Consider the following 23390-nt stretch of genomic DNA (forward strand, 5'->3'; position numbering starts at 1 on the left):
GGAAACCGGCAATGATTCCTATCGATTTAAACAACGGAAAAAGGCGGTGGAAAACCAATAACCCTACAGCTTAACTGGAAACTATTCGACGCTCTTTTGTGGAAACTTTTCAAAGCCGTTTGACATTTGCCGAAGATAGAATTCACCCTTGCTGTGCGATTTGTCGTCGAAGGCCATCACGTCGTCGCCGGCATGGTTGGGCATCATCACCAGGAAGGTGTGCATGTTGGTGAAGATTTCCGCCAGAATCGAGTTCAACACTACGCTGGTGGCGGCAACGCTGCCAAAGGGCAGGAACAAGGCCGGTAACAGCACAAATCGATAACCGACATAGGGCAGAATACTTTGCAGCCATAAGCCTCGCCCGCGCGAGGTGCATACGCTCCAAGACCCTAAGCGCGTCATCTTGGGGATAGCTTGATGCTGATGCCGTGCGGCGTTGATCTCCAATTCCTTGTGGGTGCGCGGTGTGTAGTAGCTGAGCTTCCAGACACCGGAGAATAGGGCCACGATGGTATAGCGCAGCCACATGGGCAGCTTGGATTGTCTCAGCCATTCCATGTTGTGCTGGGCATTGTTGGGATCGACGAGTTCGCCCAAGCGATAATGATGCAGGCCGTCATGTTCATGGTGCCAGCCTTCGGGCGTCATCCAGTCCGGCCAATCCAGAAAGCGCCGCCAGCCCTGGGCGAAGCGTTTGCTTTTATAACGCCGAGAGCCTGGGCCGACTTTGTCGTAACCGCGATGTTGGATGGGATGGGCGACTTGGGTCCAGCGGGTGAAACTGCCTTGGCTGATCAACAGCGCGGAAATCGGGTTGGGTGCGATCCAGGCCGTCGCATAGCCGAGCAGCGAACAGGCCTGCCCCCAGCGTTTCATGTGGCGAAAGTCTTCGGGACCTAAATCGTCCAAGGCTTGCAGATGAAGTTGTTTGATGTCGTTCGCCAACTGCTCGCGGTCGACGGTCCGGTAACTGTGTATACTCAAAATGGGTGGCCTCAGGGGTGGATAACTTCTGCCGCTACCCGACCGGGAGACTATGGGAATACATGGTCATACACAGGACAAAAAAAAGGGCCTACGCTTCAACGTAAGCCCTTGATATATTTGGCTCCCCCGGACGGGCTCGAACCGCCGACCTAGTGATTAACAGTCACCCGCTCTACCGACTGAGCTACAGGGGATTAATATTTTTTTACTTTTCAAATATGGCGCGCCCGGAGAGATTCGAACTCCCGACCGCTCGGTTCGTAGCCGAGTACTCTATCCAGCTGAGCTACGGGCGCCTGTTTGAGCCGTCTATTATGGTTATTTTTACTAATTAAGTCAACTACTTTTTTATTACTTTATGGCGGAGAGAGAGGGATTCGAACCCTCGATGCGCTTTTGGCACATACTCCCTTAGCAGGGGAGCGCCTTCGGCCTCTCGGCCATCTCTCCAAAACTTTTTTAAATATCCGAGGGCTTGGATTCAGATTGCTCTTTTTTAATCCTCTCGTAAATTTCTTCTCTGTGAACAGAAACATCCTTCGGAGCATTGACGCCGATCCGAACTTGATTCCCTTTAACGCCGAGAACGGTGACGGTGACTTCATCACCAATCATCAAGGTCTCCCCCACTCTACGAGTCAAGATAAGCATACCATCTCCCTACATGTCCAAAGCACTTTGTTTCTGAAACAAACTGAGCTGACAATTTTATTATCTTTTATTAAAAAAGGAAAGTTTATTTGGCTTTTACTCATAAAATTTAAGCCCACCATCCTGTAAAATGATGTTTGTTACAAAAAAGAGAACGCATCATGTTAATTCAGTGGTACCCGGGCCATATGCATAAGGCCAGTAAAGAAATTAAAGAGACTTTACCCAATATCGATTTACTCATCGAAATACTCGATGCCCGCATTCCCTACAGCAGTCAAAACCCCATGCTTGCGGAACTGCGTGGCGACAAACCCACTATTCGCGTCCTCAGCAAAACCGACTTGGCCGATCCAGCGCTTACTCAGCAATGGCAAACTCATTTGGAACTTGAGCAAGGCGTAAAAACACTGGCCGTCACCACTCAACAACCCGACAAGATCAAACAAATCATTGACTTATGCGGCAAGATGCTGCCGGAAAAATCCGAAACCAACAAAGTGATCCGCACCATGATCATGGGCATTCCCAATGTCGGCAAATCCACCATCATCAATGTCCTTGCAGGCCGCACAATCGCTAAAACCGGTAACGAACCGGCAGTAACCAAGATGCAGCAACGCATCAATCTGAAAAATAACATCGTTTTGTCCGACACCCCTGGCGTGCTATGGCCTAATGTGGAAAACCGCAACAGCGGCTATCGTTTGGCCGTGACCGGTGCGATCAAAGACACTGCGTTTCAGCACGACGACATCGCTTTGTTTGCACTGGACTATTTACTCAAGGCTTATCCGGATTTACTGCAACAACGCTATCAGTTAGCCGATTTACCCACTGATGCAACAAGCGCTTTACAAGCTATCGGCAAAAAAAGAGGCTGCTTGCGCGCGGGCCAACAAATAGACCCGGATAAAGCCGCGAAGCTGTTTTTAACCGAATTGAAAGCCGGTACTTTAGGCTTGATCAGCCTGGAAACACCGGCAATGATCGCAGCCGAAATGATAGAACTGGCTGCAATTCGGGAAGAAAAGGCGGCTAAAAAAGCCGCCAGAAGACGCAGATAATCAGGACGCCAACAACATATTATCCAAGGATTTTTTCGCCGGCACCGCCTGTTCGGCAGGCACGGATACTTGATTAACCACATGACCGGCCGCCAGATTTTCCAGCACCCAGGCCAGATGCTGAGGGTCGGTACGGAACATGGTGGAGCACATACTCAGAGTCGGCGCCATAAAATGCACGTGTTTACCCTGAGCCTGGCATTCCTGAGTTAACCTGTTAACCAAGTTCAATTCGGTCGCCACCAGCCATCGGGTATTGGGTTCGGCCTCGCGGACGATTTTTAAAATCATCTCGGTGGAGCCGATAAAATCGGATTTCTGGCACACCTCGAAACAGGCTTCCGGATGCGAAATGACGATGGCATCGGGATATTTCGCCTTAAAATCATCGATCTGCTCAGGCTGGAACGCCTGATGCACCGAGCAATAACCTTTCCACAAAATGATCTTGGCGTCGCGAATTTGCTGCTCCGTCAAGCCGCCTTGCGGTTTGTTGAAGTCCCAGGTCACCATCTGTTCCAAGGAAATTCCCATGCGATAGCCGGTATTACGACCTAAATGCTGATCGGGGAAAAACAGTACTTTTTCGCGCTTGGAGAAGCTCCAGTTCAGGATTTTTTCCGCATTCGATGAGGTACACACGATACCGTCATGCTGTCCGCAAAACGACTTTAAATCGGCCGCGGAATTAATGTAAGTCACCGGGGTAACGGTATTTTCCACGTCAATGATTTGCGCCAACTCGTCCCAGCACTGCTGGACTTTGACCTTATTGGCCATATCGGCCATAGAGCAACCAGCCGCCATGTCGGGTAAAATGGCAATCTGCTCCGGACGCGATAGTATATCGGCCACCTCCGCCATGAAATGCACGCCGCAGAACACGATGTATTCAGCCTCCGACTGCGCCGCCTCTCGAGATAGTTTCAACGAATCGCCAAAGATATCGGCGTGTTTAAACACTTCGTCACGCTGATAATGATGTCCCAAAACGATGCAACGTTTGCCAAGCTTGGCTTTCGCGGCGGCGATGCGCGCATCGCAATCGGCGTCATCCAACAAGGCATAGTCATGAATGGGTAAAGCGGAAGAAGTCATATTTAAACCTAAAACAAATAAAGCGCGGAAATCACGCCATAAAATCGACTCGGCATCTTGTTCAATACAAAGCGCTTTGCAACAAACTCATCGCGGCCGGACCGCTTTGACCTTGTACATATTGCAATACCACCGGTACAAACCGGCCGATCAAATTGGTATTCATTCCCAAACTCTGAAATGAACCTGCCAAAGCCGCCAAATTCCCCAGTCCACCGGCTTGGTCGCCCATCAAATTGGCGGCAGAACCGAACAACAAACTGGAAGACGACGGCTGCGGTACAGCCGACAAGTATTGATTCATACCCGGCACGCTACCACTCAATTGCATAAAATCACCCGGATTCATACGCTGCTGGGCCAATGAGAAGATGGAACCCGCCCCGCCCATGGCTTGTTGCGAGTTTACCCCCAGCTGATTCACCAACATGTTCACCAAGCCCGTTTCCGGCGATGCCGCTGTTGATGCCGCGGCTGCAGTATTCAGATTAACGACCTGCTGAACGGCGGGAGCTTGCTGGCCGCCCAACGCCCAATTCTGATTTGATTGCTGCTGTGCGGGCGCGCAACCCGCCAACCATGCTACCGCCCCAACTAGCGTAAAAGACATTACATACTTCATAGCGGCTAACCTCTGAAAAATCAAAATGGTAAAAATGCGCTAACAAGGCAGCTAAATCAAGTCGCGCAAACCTAAACGTCAGGTGCCGCCCAATCATCAGGATGCCTCTATCGCTGATACATCCTGATGGCCTGAATTAATCCTGCTTTTCTTCCTTGCCGGCGGGTTTCCGCAAACGGATACCCAATTCTTTCAACTGTTCGTCGCTGACTAAAGCGGGTGCGTTGAACAATGGGCAGGATGCCGTTTGGGTTTTAGGGAAGGCAATCACGTCCCGAATCGAACTGGCACCAGTCATTAACATGACCAACCGGTCCAAACCGAACGCGATACCGCCGTGAGGCGGCGCACCGTATTTTAAAGCGTCCAACAAGAAGCCGAATTTTTCCCGGGCTTCCTCGTGACCGATACCCAGGATGGCAAACACGATTTGCTGCATTTCGGTACGGTTGATCCGGATGGAACCACCGCCGACTTCAGTACCGTTCAACACTAAATCATAAGCGCGCGATAAGGCATGGCCGGGGTCGGCTTTCAGCTCGTCCACCGAACAGCTAGGCGCGGTAAACGGATGATGAATCGCGGTATAGCGTTGTGCCTTGTCGTCCCAGGCGAACATAGGAAAATCGACCACCCATAAAGGTTTCCAATCACCGATCAGCAAGTTACGATCCAAGCCCAATTTGACTCGTAAGGCCCCCATGGCTTCGTTAACGATATCGGCTTTGTCGGCGCCAAAGAACACCAAGTCGCCGTTTTGAGCGCCGACTTTTGCCATGACTTTAGCCCACACTTCGTCCGCTGCGAATTTGACGATGGGCGATTGCAAGCCATCCACGCCCGCCGCCAGATCGTTGACTTTGATATAAGCCAAGCCTTTAGCGCCGTAAATACCGACGAACTTGGTCAACTCGTCGATAACGCTGCGGCTCATTTCGCCGCCTTCTGGCACCCGCATCGCTACTACACGGCCGTGCGGGTCGTTGGCGGGGCCGGAGAAGACCTTGAAATCCACTTCGCGCATTTCCTCGCCAATGTCCACTAATTCCAACGGAATCCGTAAATCTGGACGATCTGAACCATAACGGCGCATGGCTTCGGCATGACTCATAACCGGAAACGGGTCACCCAGATCGACATTGATGATGTCTTTGAACAGGCGACGAATCATTTCTTCCATGATGGACATGATCTGCTGCTCGTTCATAAACGAGGTTTCGATATCCAGCTGGGTAAATTCGGGCTGACGGTCGGCGCGTAAATCTTCGTCACGGAAGCAGCGCACCACCTGATAATAACGCTCCATCCCGGCAATCATCAGCAACTGCTTGTATAACTGCGGAGATTGCGGCAAGGCAAAAAACGAATTCGGATGGGTCCGACTAGGCACGATGTAATCGCGCGCACCTTCGGGAGTTGCCTTGGTCAAATACGGCGTTTCGATTTCGAAGAACTCGTGATCATCCAAATATTGGCGTAAATGACGAGTCACATCGCGGCGAACCTTCATGCGTTGTTGCATCACGGTACGGCGCAGATCGATATAACGGAAACGCAACCGGGTTTCTTCGTTAACTTCGATCTCGCTCTCCAACGGAAACGGCGGTGTTTCCGATTCGTTCAGTACTTCGATATGCTTGCCCAATACTTCAATTTGCCCTGTGAACATGTTGGCATTATGGGTACCCTCGGGGCGATCACGCACCACACCTTCTATACGCAACACATATTCGCTACGAACACTTTCAGCTATGGCAAAGCTATCAGACAAGTCGGGGTCGAACACCACTTGCACCAGACCCGCACGATCGCGCAAATCGATAAAGATAACGCCGCCATGGTCGCGACGACGGTGAACCCAGCCGCACAAGGCGACGGTTTGACCAAGATGTTGGGTGTTCAGTTCTCCACACTTGTGGCTACGCATAGTTGTTCTCGGGTTATTCAAATTTAAGATGAAAGGCGCGGTGGGCCGCCGACAGCAACCCACCCGTTATGGACAAGGATTAGTGGCAGGCGCAACTCGTTCCGCAGCCACCGCCAGAGGTGGTACTGCCGGAGCTGGAGCTGGGACTGGAATTTTCACCGGCAACATTTTTCTTATTGCCGCTTTTAAAATCGGTTTCATACCAGCCACTACCTTTAAGACGGAATCCGGCCGCGGAAATTTTCTTTTTCAATTCCGCTTCATTACAGGCCGGACAGATCACCAACGGGTCGGCACCAAGTTTTTGCAAAGCTTCGTGCTCATGACCGCAGGCATTGCATTGATATTCATAAATGGGCATAGCGACTCCAAAAAAACAGAAACAGGTTTGTGAATAGGGCTGATGCTTGAATTTTTCAAGGCCCGTGATGTTAGACTTATGCCTATTTTAATCGAAATCAGCGTAAAAATGGACAAATTGACAGACCGATTGATAATCACTCAACCCGACGACTGGCATTTGCATGTGCGTAGCGGGTCGATATTGCAAACGGTGATTGCTCATACCGCCAGACAATTCGGTCGAGCCATTATCATGCCAAACCTTAAGCCTCCGGTAACTACCGTGCTGCAGGCCATGACATATAGAGACGAGATTCTCGCCGCGCTGCCGGAAAATTCATCATTTAAGCCATTGATGACGCTGTATTTGACCGGCAATACCAGCGAGGAGGAGGTTAAAAAAGTCGCTGAATCGGACCACATCCATGCCTTCAAATTGTATCCCGCAGGCGCCACCACCAATTCCGACGCCGGGGTTGCCGACATTGCAGCCGCCTACCCGATTTTCGCGGCAATGGAAAAACACGCGGTTCCCCTGCTGATTCACGGCGAAGTCACAAATACCGAATACGACATATTCGACCGGGAAAAAATTTTTATCGACAGCCAATTGAGTCATATCACACAGGAATTTCCCGACCTTCGCATCGTGGTGGAGCATTTAACCACGCAAGAAGCGGTACAATTTGTCGAATCCGCTCATGACAATGTCGGCGCCACCATTACACCGCAACATTTGCTGTATAACCGTAACGCCATTTTGGCCGGCGGGATTCGTCCGCATTTTTATTGCTTGCCTATTCTAAAGCGCGAACAGCATCGCCTCGCTTTGTTAAAAGCCGCTACCAGCGGCAACCCCAAATTCTTTCTCGGTACCGACAGCGCTCCGCATCTGACTCATTTAAAGGAAAACGCCTGCGGATGCGCGGGTTGTTACAGCGCCCACGCCGCATTGGAATTGTACGCCGAAGCATTTGAACAAGCGGACGCGCTTGACAAACTGGAAGGCTTCGCCAGCTTCCATGGCGCGGATTTTTACGGCTTACCCCGAAACACCCAATCCATCATTTTGGCAAAACAAACCTGGACGGTACCTAAGCAATACGGCGGCACCGATCACACCATAACGCCTTTAAATGCGGGAGAATTATTACATTGGCGGCAAAGCGCCGACTAGTCTAAATCGGTGTATTTCAACCATCCAAGCGAGCAAATCAACCATTATGCATGCTGGGGGCCATGCTATTGGTTGGTTTATCTGACGTTATTTTGGTTGATTTAAGGCGTTTGTAATTTCATTAACGCTACCAACTAATCGCCTAAAGCCAAGCGCAACTCGACAAGAAATCTTAACGTGGCACAAAACTAGCTTACTAATTAACGTTTACGACGTCGGCACCCGGCTGAACAATGCTCGGCTTATTTTCATTTCTCGCCCACCAACCATGTCAAAAGACTTTGTTTATCGCTGGGGGATTTTCCCCCTTTGGCTGTTACTAACAACAACCATTTTCTTACGTAACCCCATCCCCATCGATGAGACTCGCTACCTGAGCGTAGCCTGGGAAATGTGGTTACGAGGCGACTTTTTAGTGCCCTATTTGAACGGCCATACCTATAGCCACAAACCGCCGCTGTTGTTTTGGCTGTTTGAAAGTGGCTGGGCAATCTTCGGCATCAACGAGTGGTGGCCGCGCTTGGTGGGACCGCTATGCGCCTTGCTGAATTTGCTATTGACTCGTCAGCTAGCCCTTAAACTTTGGCCGGACCGGTCGCAGATTGCGCTAAAAGCCCCCTGGATTTTGCTGGCCACCCTGCTGTGGACCTTATTCGCCAGCTCCACCATGTTCGATACCCTGCTCACCTGCTGCGTGCTACTAGGGATGCTGGGCTTAATAGAGGCGATCCGGGGCAATTCACTTAAAGGCTGGAGTTTTTTCAGTCTGGCGATAGGTTTAGGCTTATTAGCCAAAGGCCCGGTGATTTTTCTGCATCTATTGCCCACCGCCCTCGTCGTCTTCATCTGGGCAAAACCCGACTATTCATTCAGCAAATCCTGGTTCGGCTATTTGGGGCTGAGCCTGCTGGCGGGCAGCGCCATAGCGCTTGCCTGGGCCTTGCCTGCCGCGGCGGCGGGCGGCGAAGAGTATGCCAACGCCATCCTCTGGCACCAAACCGCGGATCGCACCGTCGGCACCAAGATTCATGCCCGTTCGTTTCCTTGGTATCTCTATTTTTTACCGCTACTGACCTTTCCGTGGATCGCTTGGCCACGATTATGGCAAAATCTTGGCTTGACCCGCATTTCCGACCAATCCGGCTTACGTTTTTGCCTGACTTGGTTAGCGGCATCCCTGCTGTTGTTTTCCCTCTTACCGAGTAAACAGCTGCATTATCTGATTCCGATGCTTCCGGCCTTTGCCTTAATCTGCGCCCGTTTACTCGATCAGCCGGAGCGTCGATACAGCTTATTCGCCGAATTGCTGCCAGCCGTCCTGATCGGCTTAATCGGACTGTTTCTGATCATCCTGCCGCAAGTCCCTGGCCTGGCAAAGCTAAATTGGGTGAAGCAGGTAGAGCCGTTTTGGGGATTGAGCGTCACGGCAATTGCCATAATCCTGACGGCTTTTGTAGTGTATACACGCAGACTTTCAGTCTGCGCCTTATCTAGCGCCGTTGTCGTTTCGATATTTATCGGCTTTATGTTTTTCTTTCAGTACGTCGGCTTGCAATACAACCTCAGGCCTGCCGCCATGCTCTTGAAACAGTTTAACGACCACCGGATACCAACTGCCTTTGTCGGCGATTATCAGGGCCAATTAGATTTTCTGGGCCGGTTAACCCAACCTTTGGAGACCATCGAGCGCGAAAAAACAGCTGAATGGGCCCAACAGCACCCTAATGGTTATCTGATTTTTTTGGAGAAAGCCAAACCGGTTCAAGCTTTTTACATCCAGCCGCATCGGGAGTACTGGTTATTCTTTAAAACCGCGACTGAAGCGTTAGCGTCTGGCCCTGCATAAGCCTAAGAAACAATTTGAGTTTTCGGCTAAAATCCAGCCCCTTAAATATTTATCCACTTTTAAATTATAGATACATGAAAATTTCGGTCGTGGTTCCGGTTCATAATGAAACCGATAATGTTGGAACCCTCATTGCGGAAATACATCAGGCCCTGCACAGTCAGGATGCTTACGAAATGTTATTTGTCGATGACGGCAGCACGGATGATACCTTGCTGAAATTAAAACAAGCCATGCAGGCTTATCCGGCTTTGCGGGTGTTACAACATCAAAAAGCCTGCGGGCAAAGCCGCGCTATTCACAGCGGCGTGACAGCGGCCCAATATGACTGGATTGCCACGCTGGATGGCGACGGCCAAAACGATCCCGCCGATATTCCTAATTTGATGACCGCCTTGAGCGAACATGACTCGGAGCAACTATGGATGCTGGCCGGTTTTCGACATCAACGCAACGACACCGGCTGGCGGCGGTTTTCGTCGCGATTTGCTAATGCCGTCAGACAGGCATTCCTGCATGACCAAACCCCCGACTCCGGCTGCGGCTTAAAACTGTTTCGCCGGGATAAATTTTTAGCCTTACCGTATTTCGACCATATTCACCGCTTCATGCCGGCCATGATACGCATGGCGGGCGGCGAGGTGATTTCGGTTAAAGTCAATCACCGCGCCAGAAGCCACGGTCAATCCAAATACGGCACTCTGGACAGACTGACAGCCGGCGTTGTTGATTTACTCGGCGTCATCTGGCTGAAAAAACGCCACAGCCTGCCGATTATTAGCGAGGTGAAATAATGGACGCCAATACCCTTTGGTTGATTGTCGGTTTTCTCGGGCAGGGCCTGTTTTCGGCCCGGTTTCTGGTACAGTGGCTAGCCAGCGAGCGGCAAAAAAAGAGCGTGATTCCGGTAATGTTCTGGTATTTCAGCATCCTGGGCGGCTCCACCCTGCTGATTTATTCCATACACAAACAAGACCCGGTTTTCATTGCCGGTCAGGCTGGCGGCTTATTGATTTATGCCCGCAATCTGTATTTTGTGATCAAACACGCCAAACAAGAACAACTCGCCTCTAAGTAGGTTTCAAGTCATAAGACTGCAACCCGGCGGCGAAAATTCGCGCCGGGTGCGAACAAATTGACAGCGCCAGCAAAATAGGCTAAACAGCTCCCCATCGATCCGGCATCTAAACTTGGCAATGGCGCCGCATAATTCAAGTCCGGCCAACGCCATTAACATGCCGAAAGCACGGGTCGCGAACCTACGTTGCCGGGCCCCGTCAAATTGATATCGCGCGGCCGCAGGCCGGCATCATGCATTCTGGCCCGACTATTCGCGGCTTACCTTGGAGAATAACCGCTATGCGCAAAATATCCGTTTTATTTTTATTGCTTATGTCGGCCCCATCCCACGCCGAAGTCTTCAAGTGCGTGGAAAAATTCGGCAAAGCAATATATCAATCCACTCCTTGCAAAGTTACGTCCAAAGAGCAGCAGTTAGATATCAAAACAGCGCCCGACCCCGCCCAAGAGGCGGCGGCAAAAGCCAAGTTGGAAGCCATTCAAGCCGAATATCAAGCCCAAAAAGCCGCCGGCGAAAAATTACAAGCAGAGCAAAATAAACAATCCGCCGCCGCTTTGGAAATTGTTCGCAAAAATACCTCGATTCAGCAACAGACGGAAGCGCGGTAAAGATAAACAGACGAACTAGGACGGCAACATTAATTTCTGTTTCGTCCGTTCGAATGCGGCGATAATCATTCAGCAGTTGTAACCAGCCCGATACTAGCTCGGTTTACCGCTTTCCCCCGGATGAGTGAGTTACACTATGGCTAATGAACCAGCCCAAGCCGGGGAGAATCTTTATGCGCAAACTGTTATTTATGTTTTTGTGCTTGGCGGCGGCGGACTGCGGCGCCGAGGTCTTCAAATGTATTGAAAAAAACGGCAAAACTATTTATCAAGCCGCTCCTTGTCACGGTGCCGCTAAAGAACAGCAACTGGATATCAAATCCGACCCGGCCAAGGAAGCAGAAGCAAAAGCCAAGCTGGAAGCCGTTCAAAGCGAATACGACAGCAGAAAAGCCGCGCAGGAAAAGGTCGATAAAGAACGAGCGGAACAACAAAGGGCCGCGGCTACTTTAGAGTTTGCCCGGCGCAACGCCATAGCCCAACAAGAGCAGGCCCAGGCACAACAGCGGCAAGCAGAAGCCCTGGAAAGGCAAAATCGTTATAACAACAACCGGCCGTATTTTTATTTGCCCCCTATCGCTCCCCGTTTCCCTATTGCGCCAAACCCTCGGCCAAGCCCTCAACCCAACAGAAACCGGGATAATCCGCAATTGCGTATCAACCCTTAAGTTTGGCTTTAAACAGAATCAGTAACGGCTGATTTATGTCTGATTGTCCGGACCGCCGTTAAACCCCGACTTGCAGGCGCGCGGCAGCGATCGCTTTCCGGACCTGTGCCGGTGCCGTACCCCCGATATGGTTACGGGCAGCCACCGAGCCCTCCAGTTTCAAAATATCGAACACATCGGCGCCGATGGCTGGAGAGAAACCCTGCAATTCGCCCAGCGCTAACTCGGACAAATCCCGCCCGCTGTCCAGGCCCAAGCGCACCGCCAGCCCTACCACTTCATGCGCATCCCTAAAAGCCATGCCTTTACGTACCAGATAATCGGCCAGATCGGTTGCGGTGGCAAAACCACGTTTGGCCGAGTTGTACATGTTCTCCCGCTTGGCTTTGACATGCGGCATCATATCGGCAAAAGCGCGCAGACAATTAATCAGCGTGTCGGCGGTATCGAACAACGGCTCTTTGTCTTCCTGGTTGTCCTTGTTGTAGGCCAGGGGCTGGCTTTTCATCAGCATTAGCAAAGACATCAAATGCCCGACCACCCGTCCGGACTTGCCGCGTACCAACTCGGGCACGTCCGGATTTTTCTTTTGCGGCATGATGGAGGAACCGGTACAAAACGCATCGGGTATGTCGATAAAATCGAACTGCGCGCTGGCCCACAATACTAATTCTTCGGAAAAACGCGATAAGTGCATCATGATCAGGCTGCCTGCCGCGGCAAACTCAATCGCAAAATCCCGATCGCTAACCGAATCCAACGAATTGTTGGATGGCCGGGAAAAATCCAACAGCTCTGCCGTCATATATCTGTCGATCGGATAACTAGTGCCCGCCAATGCGGCGGCGCCCAACGGCATGACGTTGAGGCGTTTAAGACAATCCTGCAGCCTTTCCTGGTCCCGGCACAGCATTTCAAACCAGGCCATTAAATGGTGGCCAAAAGTGACCGGCTGCGCCACTTGCAAATGGGTAAATCCCGGCATGATGGTATCCGCCTCGCGTTCGGCCACATCCAGCAATGCCAGCTGCAAACGTTTTAACTGCACCATGATCGCGCCGATATCGCTGCGCAAGTACAGGCGAATGTCGGTGGCCACCTGATCATTGCGGGAACGTCCGGTATGCAGTTTTTTACCGGCAATGCCGATCAAATCAGTCAAACGCGCCTCGATGTTCATATGCACATCTTCCTGTTTGATCGACCAGACAAACTCGCCCCGTGCTATTTCAGCACCGATTTGCCCCAAACCGCGTTGAATATCAGCCAGTTCCTGTTCGGTCAGGATGCCGATTTTGCATAACATGGCCGCATGCGCCAAAGACCCCTGAATATCCTGCTGCGCCATGCGTTGATCGAACCCCACCGAAGCAGTAAATTCTTCGACAAAAGCATCGGTGGCTTCGGCAAATCGCGCGCTGGAGAGTTTTTCGGTATTAACAGTGGTCATGGCTGGTCAGAAGATAGAAAAAAATAAACTCAAATTATACCGTTGCCGCGGCCATTTATAGTCCTTATTAGCCAATAATTATAGCTATTGCCTGTCAAATTTCGGCACCTCAACACCCTCTCCTGCCGGAGAGAGTAAAGGAGAGGAGAATTTAAAACAGCCATTCGAAGTGCGATGAGTATAGTTTCAAACGGCTAACCGAGCAGGGTAAAAACCGCCGTCATCAGTCATGTCCAGCGGTATAAGACCCGCTACGCTGGACTTTCATTAGCCAGCTGTCTAACATGCTTAGCGACACAACCGTCCTATTCAACCTCGACAACCACATGCAGCAACCCTCCGCCTTCGTCAATTGGTTCAGAAACTCGTCGCCCTATATCCATGCGCATCGCAATCGCACTTTTGTGATTTTTTTTAGCGGCACCGCCGTGACCGAGCCGGAATTCGATAATCTGATCCATGATTTTGCATTGCTGAAAAGTCTGGGCGTCAGGCTGGTATTGGTGCACGGAATCCGGCCGCAAATCGACGAACGACTTTTGCAACAAGGCGATACGCCGAAGTTTCATCATCATTTGCGCATCACCGACGCACCCACCCTGCAATACGTTAAACAAGCGGCAGGACTGGTGCGGGTGGAAATTGAAGCCTTGTTATCCATGGGCGTCTCCGGCTCGCCGATGGCTGGCGCTAAAATCCGGGTTGCTTCCGGCAATTTCGTCACCGCCAAACCGTTGGGCGTGCTGGATGGCATCGATTATTGCCATACCGGTAAAGTACGCCGCATCGATTCCCAAGCTATCCACCAGCAGCTGGATCAAAATAATGTGGTGCTGATTTCTCCCGTCGGTTATTCGCCAAGCGGCGAGGTATTCAATCTGTCCGCCGAAGAAGTGGCCACCGAAGTGGCTATTGCGCTGCGCGCCGAGAAACTGATTTTACTCACCGATCAAGCCTGCCTGTCCCCGGAAGATAACCACCCCATTCAACAGCTCACTACCGATCAGGCCCAGGCACTGCTTGCGAAGACCCCGGAACTACCCGATGCCGTGGCACGTTCGTTGAACGCAGCCATCCAAAGTTGCCGGCAAGGCGTAGGGCGAGCCCATTTGATTAACCGCCATTTGGACGGCGCTTTGCTGTTGGAATTATTCACCCGCGACGGCATAGGCACCTTGATTAGTTCTGCCGAATTCGAAGCCATACGCCCCGCCAGCTTGGATGACATCGGCGGCATCATGGAGCTGATCAAGCCGCTGGAACAGCAAGGTATATTGGTAAAACGCTCTCGGGAAAAACTGGAAATGGAAATCAACGACTATATTGTCATCGAACGGGATGGCTTGATCATCGGCTGTACCGCGTTTCATATTATGGCGGACAAGCATCATGCCGAAATTGCCTGTCTGGCCGTACACAATGACTACCAAAAAGGCGCCCGCGGCAGTCGCTTATTGGCTTACCTGACGCAGAACGCGGAACAGCGCGGCATTAAACGCCTGTATGTGCGTTCCACCCAAACCGTACATTGGTTTATCGAGCGCGGCTTTACGCCTTGCGAAATTCAGAATTTACCGGAACCCATGAAGAGCGCTTATAACTATGCCCGCAATTCGAAAGTCTTATTCAAGCAGGTCGACTGATCATGGCAAGCTCGGTCTATGTCTATCAACTAACGTGAAAAATTTGCAGTCATGGCAACATTGAACGTTTTGCAGCTTACCGATCTCCACGTCACTCCGCATTCCGGTGAGTTAATGCTGGGGATCGATACCGAAGCTTATTTTCAGCAAACCCTAAAACACGCCGTTGACCGACACGGTCCTTTCGATTTAATCCTGCTGACCGGCGATTTGGCACAAGATCCATGTGCCGATACTTATCAGCGCATCTACCGGCACTTAAGCCGTTACGACACGCGCTGCCTTTGTTTACCCGGCAACCACGATGATTTCAGTTTGATGCAGACACAGTTGAATACTGGAAAAATCAGTTGCGACAAACAATTGGTTTTGGGCAACTGGTCGATCCTGATGTTGAACAGCCAAAGAATAAACAGCCATATTGGCGTACTGGATGACGATGAATTGGATTTTTTGGAACAAACACTGCAATCGCACATCAACCTGCCGACGTTAATCGCGGTTCACCATCATTGCATTCGAAGCGGTTCACCTTGGATGGATACCATGCAGATTCAAAACAGCGCCGCCTTTTTGGCGCTGATACAAAAGTATTCACAAGTGAAGGCGGTCACCTGCGGACACGTGCATCAGGCTTTTAGTAAACAGGAAGCTCAAATAGCCCTATTCGCCACGCCCGCCAGCTGTTTTCAGTTCACCCCCCACTCCAGCGAATTTAGTATCGATGAAACACCGCCCGGCTACCGTATCTTCCAACTTTACGATGATGGCCAATTGCAATCCGAAATATTCCGCCTACCTATTACGATGACCGATTTAGACCGAAACGCTCACGAGTATTAACTTTCCTGGCATCCGGATAAATAACCCGCGGCATCTACCTGCACATTGTCAGCCATCAACAGGGACCCCAATTCATCCATCGCCTTGCGGTACACCCGCCGCTTGAAATACACCACATCCTGCAATGGATACCAATACTCCACCCATTTAAAGTTATCGAATTCCTGTTTTTGGCCGCAATCGAAACGCACCAAGGATTCGTCGCTAAGCAAACGCAACATAAACCAAATCTGTTTCTGGCCTATGCATAACGGCAGCGAATTTTTGCGAATATAACGTTCCGGCAGTTTGTAGCGCAGCCAATAACGGGTCCGCCCCAATAGCTGCACATGTTCCGCACGCAAACCTGTTTCTTCCCACAACTCCCGATACATCGCGGTTTCCGGGTCTTCATCGAAATCGATCCCGCCTTGCGGAAACTGCCACGAATTAGCGCCTTTGCGCTTTGCCCAGAACACACGACCCTCGTCATTGCAAAGGATAATGCCGACATTGGGTCGGTATCCTTTCGAGTCTATCATGTAAAAACCTGTATTATTTGCCGCCCGCAGCATCGACTGAATGCTAAAATCGTACTCGGACGGACCATTAAAATGAATGGCGCAATTGTTCCACAAATAAGCGGCGGAAGCCATAAGCCGTGTGGTTTTATTTAATTTGACAGGTTTAGCGTGAGTTTAGCGATTTTTGATTTGGATAATACGCTGATTGCCGATGACAGCGATTTCCTATGGGGACAGTTTTTAGTCGACCGCGGCATTGTAGACAAAGGCCATTATGCAGCGGCCAACGCCAAGTTTTACGATGATTACAAACAGGGCTGCCTGGATATCGTCGAATTTTTGGATTTTTCCCTTGCCCCTTTAGCTGCGCACGATCCCGAGCAACTATATCAATGGCGGGATGAGTTTGTCGAAACCCTGATCAAACCCATCACGCTGGATGCGGCCCATGCTCTTGTCGAACGCCATCGCGCGGCCGGCGACACCTTGCTGGTGATCACGGCCACCAACCGCTTTGTTACCGAACCTATCGTCAAACTGTATGGCATCGATAACTTGCTGGCCACCACGCCTGAATTTAAACACGGGCGTTATACCGGCAATTTTATCGACACGCCCTGTTTTCAGGCAGGCAAAGTCAAGCAACTGCAGGATTGGCTATCCAAGTCTGCTTTAAACCTGGACGGCAGCTGTTTTTACAGTGACTCGCATAATGATTTACCGCTACTGAAACTGGTCGAAAATCCGGTGGCAGTCGACCCGGACGATAAATTGCGCGCAGCCGCGGAGCAAGCCGGCTGGCCTATTATCAGCCTGAGATAATGGTAACGCGACTCAAGCGACAGACTGGCTACGCTTTGATGGCCGAGTCATAATATTGAATCGCTGTTATTTTTTCTGTATAAAGAAAATCTGTTTATCCGCCTCTTTAAGTATTTTCAGAGGAATGTGGCCGGCTTGGTCAATGTAAACCCCAAAATCCAAGTGAGCGGCTGGATCGGTGGCAATCACTTTAACGACTGCCCCGCTTTCGATTTCCATAATGGCTTTTTTTAGGCGCAACAACGGTAGCGGACATTGCAAACCACTGGCATCAACTTCAAAATCAAATTCGATCATATTTTGCTTACTCACAATTTCAGATATACGTTTTCATCATAACACCAACCCCAGCCTTGGAAAATCGAGCAACGATGGATTACTTCCCGCTTTTTATCAAACTTAAGAATCAGCCCTGCCTAGTGGTCGGCGCCGGCGAAATTGCGGCGCGTAAAATCGAATTACTAGGTAGAACCGGCGCTAAAATCACCGTGATTGCCGAACAGTTTGGGGAAAGCGTCCTGGCGATGCAACAATCCCTGAATCTGGATCTCCGGCAAAAAAGTTTTAGCGCGGACGACGTGGCCGGCATGCGTCTGGTCGTTTCGGCCACAAACCATAGAACAGTCAACCAGCTAGTCGCCTCCAGCGCGGAAAATCAACAGATTCCCGTCAACGTGGTCGACAATCCCGATCTGTGTAGCTTTATTTTTCCGGCTATCGTGGACCGCTCGCCGTTGATTGCCGCTATTTCTTCCGGCGGAGCTTCGCCGGTGCTGGCCAGAATTCTGCGAGCCAAAATAGAAAGCATGATTCCAGCCAGCTACGGCCGACTGGCCCAGTTTGCCGAAGATTTTAGAGTATTAGTTAAACAAACCATCCATGAACCAGCCCAGCGACGCGTATTTTGGGAAAAAATGCTGCAAGGCCGGGTTGCCGAACTGGTATTTGCCGACAATACCCGGGAGGCAGCGGATTTACTTAAATCAAACCTGGAACTGGCGGAACGGCAGCCGAATAAGGGCGAAGTCTATTTGATCGGCGCAGGCCCCGGCGATCCGGATCTGTTGACGTTCCGGGCGCTGCGTTTGCTGCAGCAAGCCGACGTGGTGGTATATGATCGCTTGGTATCGGCCGGCATCATGGAAATGGCGCGTAGGGATGCCGAAAAAATTTATGTGGGCAAGCAGCGCAGCAACCACAGCCTGCCACAGGAATCCATCAACGAATTACTCGCCAATCTGGCTTTGTCCGGAAAACGGGTAGCCCGGCTTAAAGGCGGCGATCCTTTCATTTTCGGTCGCGGCGGCGAGGAAATCGAAACCCTGATGCAACAAGGCATCGACTTTCAAGTCGTACCCGGCATAACCGCGGCGGCGGGTTGCGCCGCCTATGCGGGCATTCCGTTAACCCACCGCGACCACGCTCAATCCTGCACTTTTGTGACCGGCCATTTAAAAGACGGCAACATCAACCTGGACTGGAAACAACTAGCCACGCCCAACCAAACCATTGTGATTTACATGGGGCTGGTCGGTCTGCGGAATATCTGTCAGGCGCTAATCGAAAACGGCTGCCCACCGGATCACCCCATCGCCATCGTCCAACAAGGCACCACCCCCAATCAGCGCGTAGTGACCAGCACGCTAACGGATATCCCACAATTGGTGCATGAGCAAGATATCAAACCGCCCACCTTGATTATCGTTGGCACGGTGGTGTTGCTACATGAAAAACTTAATTGGTTTAAAACCGCCCCAGGAACCGATAGCTAATTACGGCCAATTCAGCGAACTTTAAGCTTAAACCGAAACAATGAAGCCGCAAGCCAGTGAAATCATCCGGTTTTATTGAAAATCGATTGAATTTTTCTCTAAAATTCCCTATGCTTTCCAGACTTACTTTCCATTGGCTTGTGAGTGTTTAGTTAACTCATAGTCCTTTTTTTAATCATAACGAGAGAACATAATAATGAAAAAATCATTTGGTTTATTAGTAGGTGCGGCTCTGATTGCAATCAGCGGTCAAGTAGCCGCTAACGAAGCAGAAGAAATTGGCGCGAAAATTTACGACCGCGCTTTCGGCCGTGGCTGCGGCGCTTGCCACGACATCGCTTCAAACCCACAATTGAAAGAACTGATCAAAGCCGGCAAACTGCCTAAAGATCAATTCGCATCCGTTCTGAAAAACGGCAAAAACGGCATGCCAAAAGCTGTTGAAGCTATCATGGCGGTTGGCCCTGTTAAAAAAGCCGGCTACACCGAAGACCAAGCTATCGATGCTGTTTACTCTTACCTGAGCAAATAAGACCGAAAGCTTTAAAGCTAAAAAAAGCCGCCTCACAGATTGTAAGGCGGCTTTTTTATGTCCGTTGAAAATTGTTAATCAATCTTGTCGGCTGCGTCCGATATAAATGGTATGGTTTTTTTGGTGGGTCAGTCTGTAACGGTGGCGCAGCCAAACCCCCGCCAATGCGGCAACCATCAATCCACAGGAAATAAAAGTCAAATAAACCAAATCCTTTAAATCGGTAATCTCTTTGATCAATTGCTGATTATCCGCATCTTTCCGGGTGTTAAGCGGCGACGTATTGGTATACGCGTTGAGAACCTTAACATCGCTTTTCAAATCTTGAATGGTATTCAGCGAATCCACCACGCTACCGCGCTTGATATTTTCTTCCAACGACCGTAGCTTGCTTTCAATGGAACCGCTGACTAATCCGAATAACTGCCCTTTCAGCGTGTTGATCTCGGCGGAAATAGCCGGGTTCTGCAAGGCATAGGCGGCCGCCTCTGCCTGATTGACTTTAAGATCGTTCAACCGATTTTGTTTGGGCATTAACACCAAGCCCAAAACAAAAACCATCACCATCAAGGCAAACACCAGCATTAATAAAAAACGATTTGCTTTTACCAAGGCATGGTGTTTTTGGACAGCCTGAAGCATGGCTAGCGCGCGCGATTCACTGTTGGCATCATCCAGATTAATCTCAGGCATAGTGCTCATTATTGTTGTAGTTTGCTAATCAGGAAGCTATCGATCAAGACGGCATAATGAAGCAAAAACCAATTCCGCCCATTATAAAGCCAACCTCGACCATACTAATCCATTATACAAGCTTCACTGAAAATGTCCTGCTTTATGCTGCCAGGAAAAACTTAGCGGCCTTTTTTAGCGGCAATCCGCATTCGCAAGGCATTCAACTTGATAAAGCCTTCGGCATCTTTTTGATTGTAAGCGCCGCCATCTTCCTCGAAAGTAGCGATATTTTCATCAAACAAACTATTATCCGATGCACGGCCGACCACGATGACATTGCCTTTGTACAATTTCACCCGTACCTTACCGTTAACGTTGACTTGCGATGCGTCGATCATGGTTTGCAGCATGGCCCGCTCCGGACTCCACCAGTAACCGTTGTAAATCAAAGAGGCATAACGCGGCATCAACTCATCCTTTAAATGCGCCACTTCTCTATCCAGCGTCAACGATTCGATGGCTCGGTGCGCTTTCATCATCACGGTACCGGCTGGCGTTTCGTAGCAACCGCGCGACTTCATACCGACATAACGGTTTTCGACGATATCCAACCGCCCTACCCCATTGGCGCCGGCCACTTTATTCAGCTGCTCCATCACTTGATGCGGCGTATGCGGCACGTCGTCGATCGCCACGATGTCACCGTTTTGATAGCTTAATTCAACATAGGTGGCTTGATCAGGCGCATTCTCGGGCGAAACTGTCCAGCGCCACATATCGTCTTCCGGTTCGGTCCAGGGATTTTCCAGAATTCGGCCTTCGTAGGAAATATGCAGCGAGTTGGCATCCATGGAATAAGGCGAGGTTTTACCTTTTTTCATTTCCACGGAGATGCCGTGCTTCTCGGCATAGTCCAACAATTTTTGCCGGGAATTCAAATCCCATTCCCGCCACGGCGCAATAACTTTAATATCGGGACGTAGCGCATAAGCGCCAAGCTCGAAACGCACCTGATCGTTGCCTTTGCCGGTGGCGCCGTGAGAAATCGTATCGGCACCGGTTTCGTTGGCGATTTCGATCAAACGCTTGGCAATCAACGGCCGGGCAATTGAGGTACCCAACAGATATTCGCCTTCGTAAATAGTATTAGCGCGAAACATCGGAAAGATAAAATCGCGGGCAAACTCCTCGCGCAAATCGTCGATATAAATTTCCTTGATACCCGCCGCCGTGGCTTTGGCACGAGCCGGCTCCAGCTCTTCGCCTTGACCGATGTCGGCCGTAAATGTCACCACCTCGCATTGGTAAACATCTTGCAACCATTTAAGAATTACCGAGGTATCCAGACCGCCTGAATAGGCCAATACGACTTTTTTGACTTCGGACATAATGCGTTTCACACCCTAAATTTAAGAAAAAAACGGCTCAATTATAACGGAAAACGGGTACCGATTCCGTAGACAAGTCTATCGCAGTGCGTGAGACAGCATATCGGCAATTCGCCGGGTTGCGCCTTGGTTACGCAACACAAAGGCTTTGGCCTTGGCGGTCAGCTTATCTCTAAAATCCGTATCCGCCTGAATTTGCAGCACCGCCGCGCCTATTGCGTCAGGCGTGGCGCATTGCACAGCCGCTTGCTCGGCCAAAATACGTTCAGCAATTTCCGCAAAATTAAACATCTGCGGCCCAAATAATACCGGCACACCGATTAACGCCGGCTCCAGCACATTGTGCCCGCCTACCGGCACCAGACTGCCGCCGACAAAAGCCACATCCGCGGCCGCGTATAACATCTTCAATTCACCCATGCTGTCTGCGATGTAAATATCGGCAAGCGCCGCAACCGCCTTGTTATCACTGCGCATCACCACATTCAGGCCTTGCTCCCGGCAGATGTTTTTAACCGCCGTAAAACGTTCCGGATGCCGAGGCGCTATCACCAGTAAAAGTTGCGGAATCTGTTTTTTCAAGCGCGCATAAACCGGCAGCAACCGCGCTTCCTCATCCTGATGGGTGCTGGCCAAAATCCACACAAAGCGTTCGGCAAACTGCTGCTTTAATAGCTGACCGGCGGCAATGACGCTGTCGTCTATGCTCAGATCAAATTTAATATTACCCAATACCGCCACCCGTCCCGCATCGGCGCCAATTTCCATAAATCGCAGCCTGTCCGCTTCAGTTTGGGTGGCAATTTGGTTGATACACTCAAGCGCGGGCTTAATTAATGCCGGTATTTTTTGATAGGATCGCGCCGAACGCTCGGACAAGCGCGCATTGATCACAAACAAAGGTATTTGCTGTTCGGCACAGGCCGCAAATAAATTCGGCCAGATTTCTTTTTCCATGAAAACCGCCATTTTCGGCCGAAAATGCCTGAAAAAGCGCTGCAAAACCAGCGGCAAATCGTAGGGCAGATAGACATGTTCCACTTGCGTATCCAACACTGCCCGCACTCTGGCGGAACCGGTGGGCGTGGTGGTGGTCACCAAAAACCGTTGCTGAGGGTGCTCGGCCTGCATCAGGCGTAGCAATGGAAAGGCCGCTTCCGCCTCGCCGACCGACACGCAGTGGAACCACACCACATTTTGCGCGGATTGGCGCGGATAAAATCCCAAGCGTTCCAGCCAGCGCCGCCGATATTCAGGGGCCTTGAAACCTCGCCAATAAAGCCGTAACAAAACAAACGGTAAAGTCAGGTAAAAAATAACGGTATAAAGTTTCCGCATCCTTTCAGCACCCGACGACTAAGGCATAAAAACAGCCTGATAAGAATTCCCAACCGAATGCAACCACTTAACGCCCCCCGTTATAATTTTTGGGAAATTATAACAAAGCAAAGGCAGCCTGGATAAAGCACTGCGAAATCCGGGATTTGCCCATCGGATTCCATTTCATGACATCCGGGTTATGTTTTTGGCTGGAAATTTACCGCATCAGGGCCGCCGCGGCGCTAGACAGACTAAAGCAACACTTGCCCCAATTCACAAAAATACAGTGTCTTTAGAGGCGTATGAGTATCGAAAAACAAAATGCTAAGCCCCCTGAGGCTTCGGCTAGCCAGCCTTTGTGGCGG

At 50.6% G+C, this 23390-nt stretch carries 24 protein-coding genes and 3 tRNA genes; 12 read left to right on the forward strand and 15 right to left on the reverse strand.

Going from position 1 to position 23390, the window contains the following annotated elements; translation table 11 throughout:
• Nucleotides 1-81: 81 nt before the first annotated feature.
• The 5 genes from M0R33_RS21140 to csrA all read right to left on the reverse strand — a co-directional run bounded on the left by M0R33_RS21140 (nucleotide 82) and on the right by csrA (nucleotide 1641).
• Nucleotides 82-987 (reverse strand): fatty acid desaturase, encoded by a 906-nt coding sequence (locus tag M0R33_RS21140; protein WP_292573954.1) that lies wholly within the window; start codon nucleotides 985-987, stop codon nucleotides 82-84.
• Nucleotides 988-1108: 121 nt separating this feature from the next.
• Nucleotides 1109-1184 (reverse strand) — tRNA-Asn (locus tag M0R33_RS21145).
• Nucleotides 1185-1209: 25 nt separating this feature from the next.
• Nucleotides 1210-1286 (reverse strand) — tRNA-Arg (locus tag M0R33_RS21150).
• Nucleotides 1287-1349: 63 nt separating this feature from the next.
• Nucleotides 1350-1440, reverse strand: a tRNA-Ser gene (locus M0R33_RS21155).
• 9 nt (nucleotides 1441-1449) lie between these two features.
• Nucleotides 1450-1641 (reverse strand): carbon storage regulator CsrA, encoded by a 192-nt coding sequence (gene csrA, locus M0R33_RS21160; RefSeq protein WP_292573955.1) that lies wholly within the window; start codon nucleotides 1639-1641, stop codon nucleotides 1450-1452.
• 161 nt (nucleotides 1642-1802) lie between these two features.
• On the opposite strand from csrA, the gene ylqF reads away from it, so the two are divergent.
• Nucleotides 1803-2708, forward strand: coding sequence for a ribosome biogenesis GTPase YlqF (gene ylqF / locus M0R33_RS21165; protein WP_292573956.1), 906 nt, complete (start codon nucleotides 1803-1805; stop codon nucleotides 2706-2708).
• Here the strand turns inward: ylqF and nadA are convergent, their stop codons facing one another.
• From nadA to M0R33_RS21185, 4 genes are all read right to left on the reverse strand, one after another.
• On the reverse strand, nucleotides 2709-3806 hold the full coding sequence (gene nadA, locus M0R33_RS21170; protein ID WP_292573957.1) for a quinolinate synthase NadA: 1098 nt from the start codon (nucleotides 3804-3806) through the stop codon (nucleotides 2709-2711).
• 61 nt (nucleotides 3807-3867) lie between these two features.
• Nucleotides 3868-4416, reverse strand: coding sequence for a DUF2780 domain-containing protein (locus M0R33_RS21175; RefSeq protein ID WP_292573958.1), 549 nt, complete (start codon nucleotides 4414-4416; stop codon nucleotides 3868-3870).
• A 148-nt stretch (nucleotides 4417-4564) separates the two neighbouring features.
• Nucleotides 4565-6355 carry an aspartate--tRNA ligase gene (aspS, locus tag M0R33_RS21180; protein WP_292573959.1) on the reverse strand — a complete coding sequence of 597 codons (1791 nt, stop codon included), beginning with the start codon at nucleotides 6353-6355 and terminating at the stop codon, nucleotides 4565-4567.
• Nucleotides 6356-6434: 79 nt separating this feature from the next.
• Nucleotides 6435-6716: an FmdB family zinc ribbon protein gene (locus tag M0R33_RS21185; RefSeq protein ID WP_292573960.1), complete on the reverse strand. Its 282-nt coding sequence runs from the start codon at nucleotides 6714-6716 to the stop codon at nucleotides 6435-6437.
• Nucleotides 6717-6824: 108 nt separating this feature from the next.
• On the opposite strand from M0R33_RS21185, the gene pyrC reads away from it, so the two are divergent.
• The 6 genes from pyrC to M0R33_RS21215 all read left to right on the forward strand — a co-directional run bounded on the left by pyrC (nucleotide 6825) and on the right by M0R33_RS21215 (nucleotide 12077).
• Nucleotides 6825-7874 (forward strand): dihydroorotase, encoded by a 1050-nt coding sequence (gene pyrC, locus M0R33_RS21190; RefSeq protein WP_292573987.1) that lies wholly within the window; start codon nucleotides 6825-6827, stop codon nucleotides 7872-7874.
• 268 nt (nucleotides 7875-8142) lie between these two features.
• Nucleotides 8143-9720, forward strand: a complete 1578-nt coding sequence (locus M0R33_RS21195; RefSeq protein WP_292573961.1) for a glycosyltransferase family 39 protein — start codon at nucleotides 8143-8145, stop codon at nucleotides 9718-9720.
• 74 nt (nucleotides 9721-9794) lie between these two features.
• Nucleotides 9795-10514 (forward strand): glycosyltransferase family 2 protein, encoded by a 720-nt coding sequence (locus tag M0R33_RS21200; protein ID WP_292573962.1) that lies wholly within the window; start codon nucleotides 9795-9797, stop codon nucleotides 10512-10514.
• Complete coding sequence (locus M0R33_RS21205; RefSeq protein WP_292573963.1) at nucleotides 10514-10798, forward strand: lipid-A-disaccharide synthase N-terminal domain-containing protein; 285 nt, start codon at nucleotides 10514-10516, stop codon at nucleotides 10796-10798. Before M0R33_RS21200 ends, M0R33_RS21205 begins: the two co-directional genes overlap by 1 nt.
• A gap of 281 nt (nucleotides 10799-11079) precedes the next feature.
• On the forward strand, nucleotides 11080-11409 hold the full coding sequence (locus tag M0R33_RS21210; protein ID WP_292573964.1) for a DUF4124 domain-containing protein: 330 nt from the start codon (nucleotides 11080-11082) through the stop codon (nucleotides 11407-11409).
• Between the two features lie 173 nt (nucleotides 11410-11582).
• Complete coding sequence (locus M0R33_RS21215; RefSeq protein WP_292573965.1) at nucleotides 11583-12077, forward strand: DUF4124 domain-containing protein; 495 nt, start codon at nucleotides 11583-11585, stop codon at nucleotides 12075-12077.
• A gap of 58 nt (nucleotides 12078-12135) precedes the next feature.
• Here M0R33_RS21215 and argH read toward each other — a convergent pair whose 3' ends face one another.
• Nucleotides 12136-13527, reverse strand: coding sequence for an argininosuccinate lyase (gene argH / locus M0R33_RS21220; RefSeq protein ID WP_292573966.1), 1392 nt, complete (start codon nucleotides 13525-13527; stop codon nucleotides 12136-12138).
• Nucleotides 13528-13853: 326 nt separating this feature from the next.
• Here argH and argA point away from each other — a divergent pair, with 326 nt between their 5' ends.
• Complete coding sequence (gene argA, locus M0R33_RS21225; RefSeq protein ID WP_292573988.1) at nucleotides 13854-15170, forward strand: amino-acid N-acetyltransferase; 1317 nt, start codon at nucleotides 13854-13856, stop codon at nucleotides 15168-15170.
• Nucleotides 15171-15221: 51 nt separating this feature from the next.
• The gene (cpdA, locus tag M0R33_RS21230) at nucleotides 15222-16013 is read left to right on the forward strand and encodes a 3',5'-cyclic-AMP phosphodiesterase (RefSeq protein ID WP_292573967.1); all 792 of its coding nucleotides are present in this window, start codon (nucleotides 15222-15224) and stop codon (nucleotides 16011-16013) included.
• On the opposite strand, the gene rppH is transcribed toward cpdA, so the two are convergent.
• Nucleotides 16010-16534 (reverse strand): RNA pyrophosphohydrolase, encoded by a 525-nt coding sequence (rppH, locus tag M0R33_RS21235; protein ID WP_292573968.1) that lies wholly within the window; start codon nucleotides 16532-16534, stop codon nucleotides 16010-16012. The two genes, cpdA and rppH, sit on opposite strands and share 4 nt — an antisense overlap.
• Nucleotides 16535-16684: 150 nt before the next feature.
• Between rppH and M0R33_RS21240 the strand changes: the two genes are divergently transcribed.
• Nucleotides 16685-17338: an HAD family hydrolase gene (locus tag M0R33_RS21240; RefSeq protein ID WP_292573969.1), complete on the forward strand. Its 654-nt coding sequence runs from the start codon at nucleotides 16685-16687 to the stop codon at nucleotides 17336-17338.
• A gap of 66 nt (nucleotides 17339-17404) precedes the next feature.
• Here M0R33_RS21240 and M0R33_RS21245 read toward each other — a convergent pair whose 3' ends face one another.
• Entirely contained in the window at nucleotides 17405-17635 is a 231-nt protein-coding gene (locus M0R33_RS21245; RefSeq protein ID WP_256615510.1) for a sulfurtransferase TusA family protein, read from the reverse strand.
• 74 nt (nucleotides 17636-17709) lie between these two features.
• On the opposite strand from M0R33_RS21245, the gene cysG reads away from it, so the two are divergent.
• Both cysG and M0R33_RS21255 read left to right on the forward strand, forming a co-directional pair.
• Nucleotides 17710-19110 carry a siroheme synthase CysG gene (gene cysG / locus M0R33_RS21250; RefSeq protein ID WP_292573989.1) on the forward strand — a complete coding sequence of 467 codons (1401 nt, stop codon included), beginning with the start codon at nucleotides 17710-17712 and terminating at the stop codon, nucleotides 19108-19110.
• A 196-nt stretch (nucleotides 19111-19306) separates the two neighbouring features.
• Complete coding sequence (locus tag M0R33_RS21255) at nucleotides 19307-19642, forward strand: cytochrome c (RefSeq protein WP_292573970.1); 336 nt, start codon at nucleotides 19307-19309, stop codon at nucleotides 19640-19642.
• 78 nt (nucleotides 19643-19720) lie between these two features.
• Here M0R33_RS21255 and M0R33_RS21260 read toward each other — a convergent pair whose 3' ends face one another.
• The 3 genes from M0R33_RS21260 to waaA form a co-directional block, all read right to left on the reverse strand.
• Complete coding sequence (locus M0R33_RS21260) at nucleotides 19721-20335, reverse strand: hypothetical protein (protein WP_292573971.1); 615 nt, start codon at nucleotides 20333-20335, stop codon at nucleotides 19721-19723.
• Nucleotides 20336-20496: 161 nt separating this feature from the next.
• Entirely contained in the window at nucleotides 20497-21705 is a 1209-nt protein-coding gene (locus M0R33_RS21265; RefSeq protein ID WP_292573972.1) for an argininosuccinate synthase, read from the reverse strand.
• A 78-nt stretch (nucleotides 21706-21783) separates the two neighbouring features.
• Nucleotides 21784-23043 (reverse strand): lipid IV(A) 3-deoxy-D-manno-octulosonic acid transferase, encoded by a 1260-nt coding sequence (gene waaA, locus M0R33_RS21270; protein WP_292573973.1) that lies wholly within the window; start codon nucleotides 23041-23043, stop codon nucleotides 21784-21786.
• Nucleotides 23044-23390: the final 347 nt, after the last annotated feature.

The sequence above is a fragment of the Methylomonas sp. genome (assembly GCF_023228165.1).
In the GTDB taxonomy this organism is placed as follows: domain Bacteria; phylum Pseudomonadota; class Gammaproteobacteria; order Methylococcales; family Methylomonadaceae; genus Methylomonas.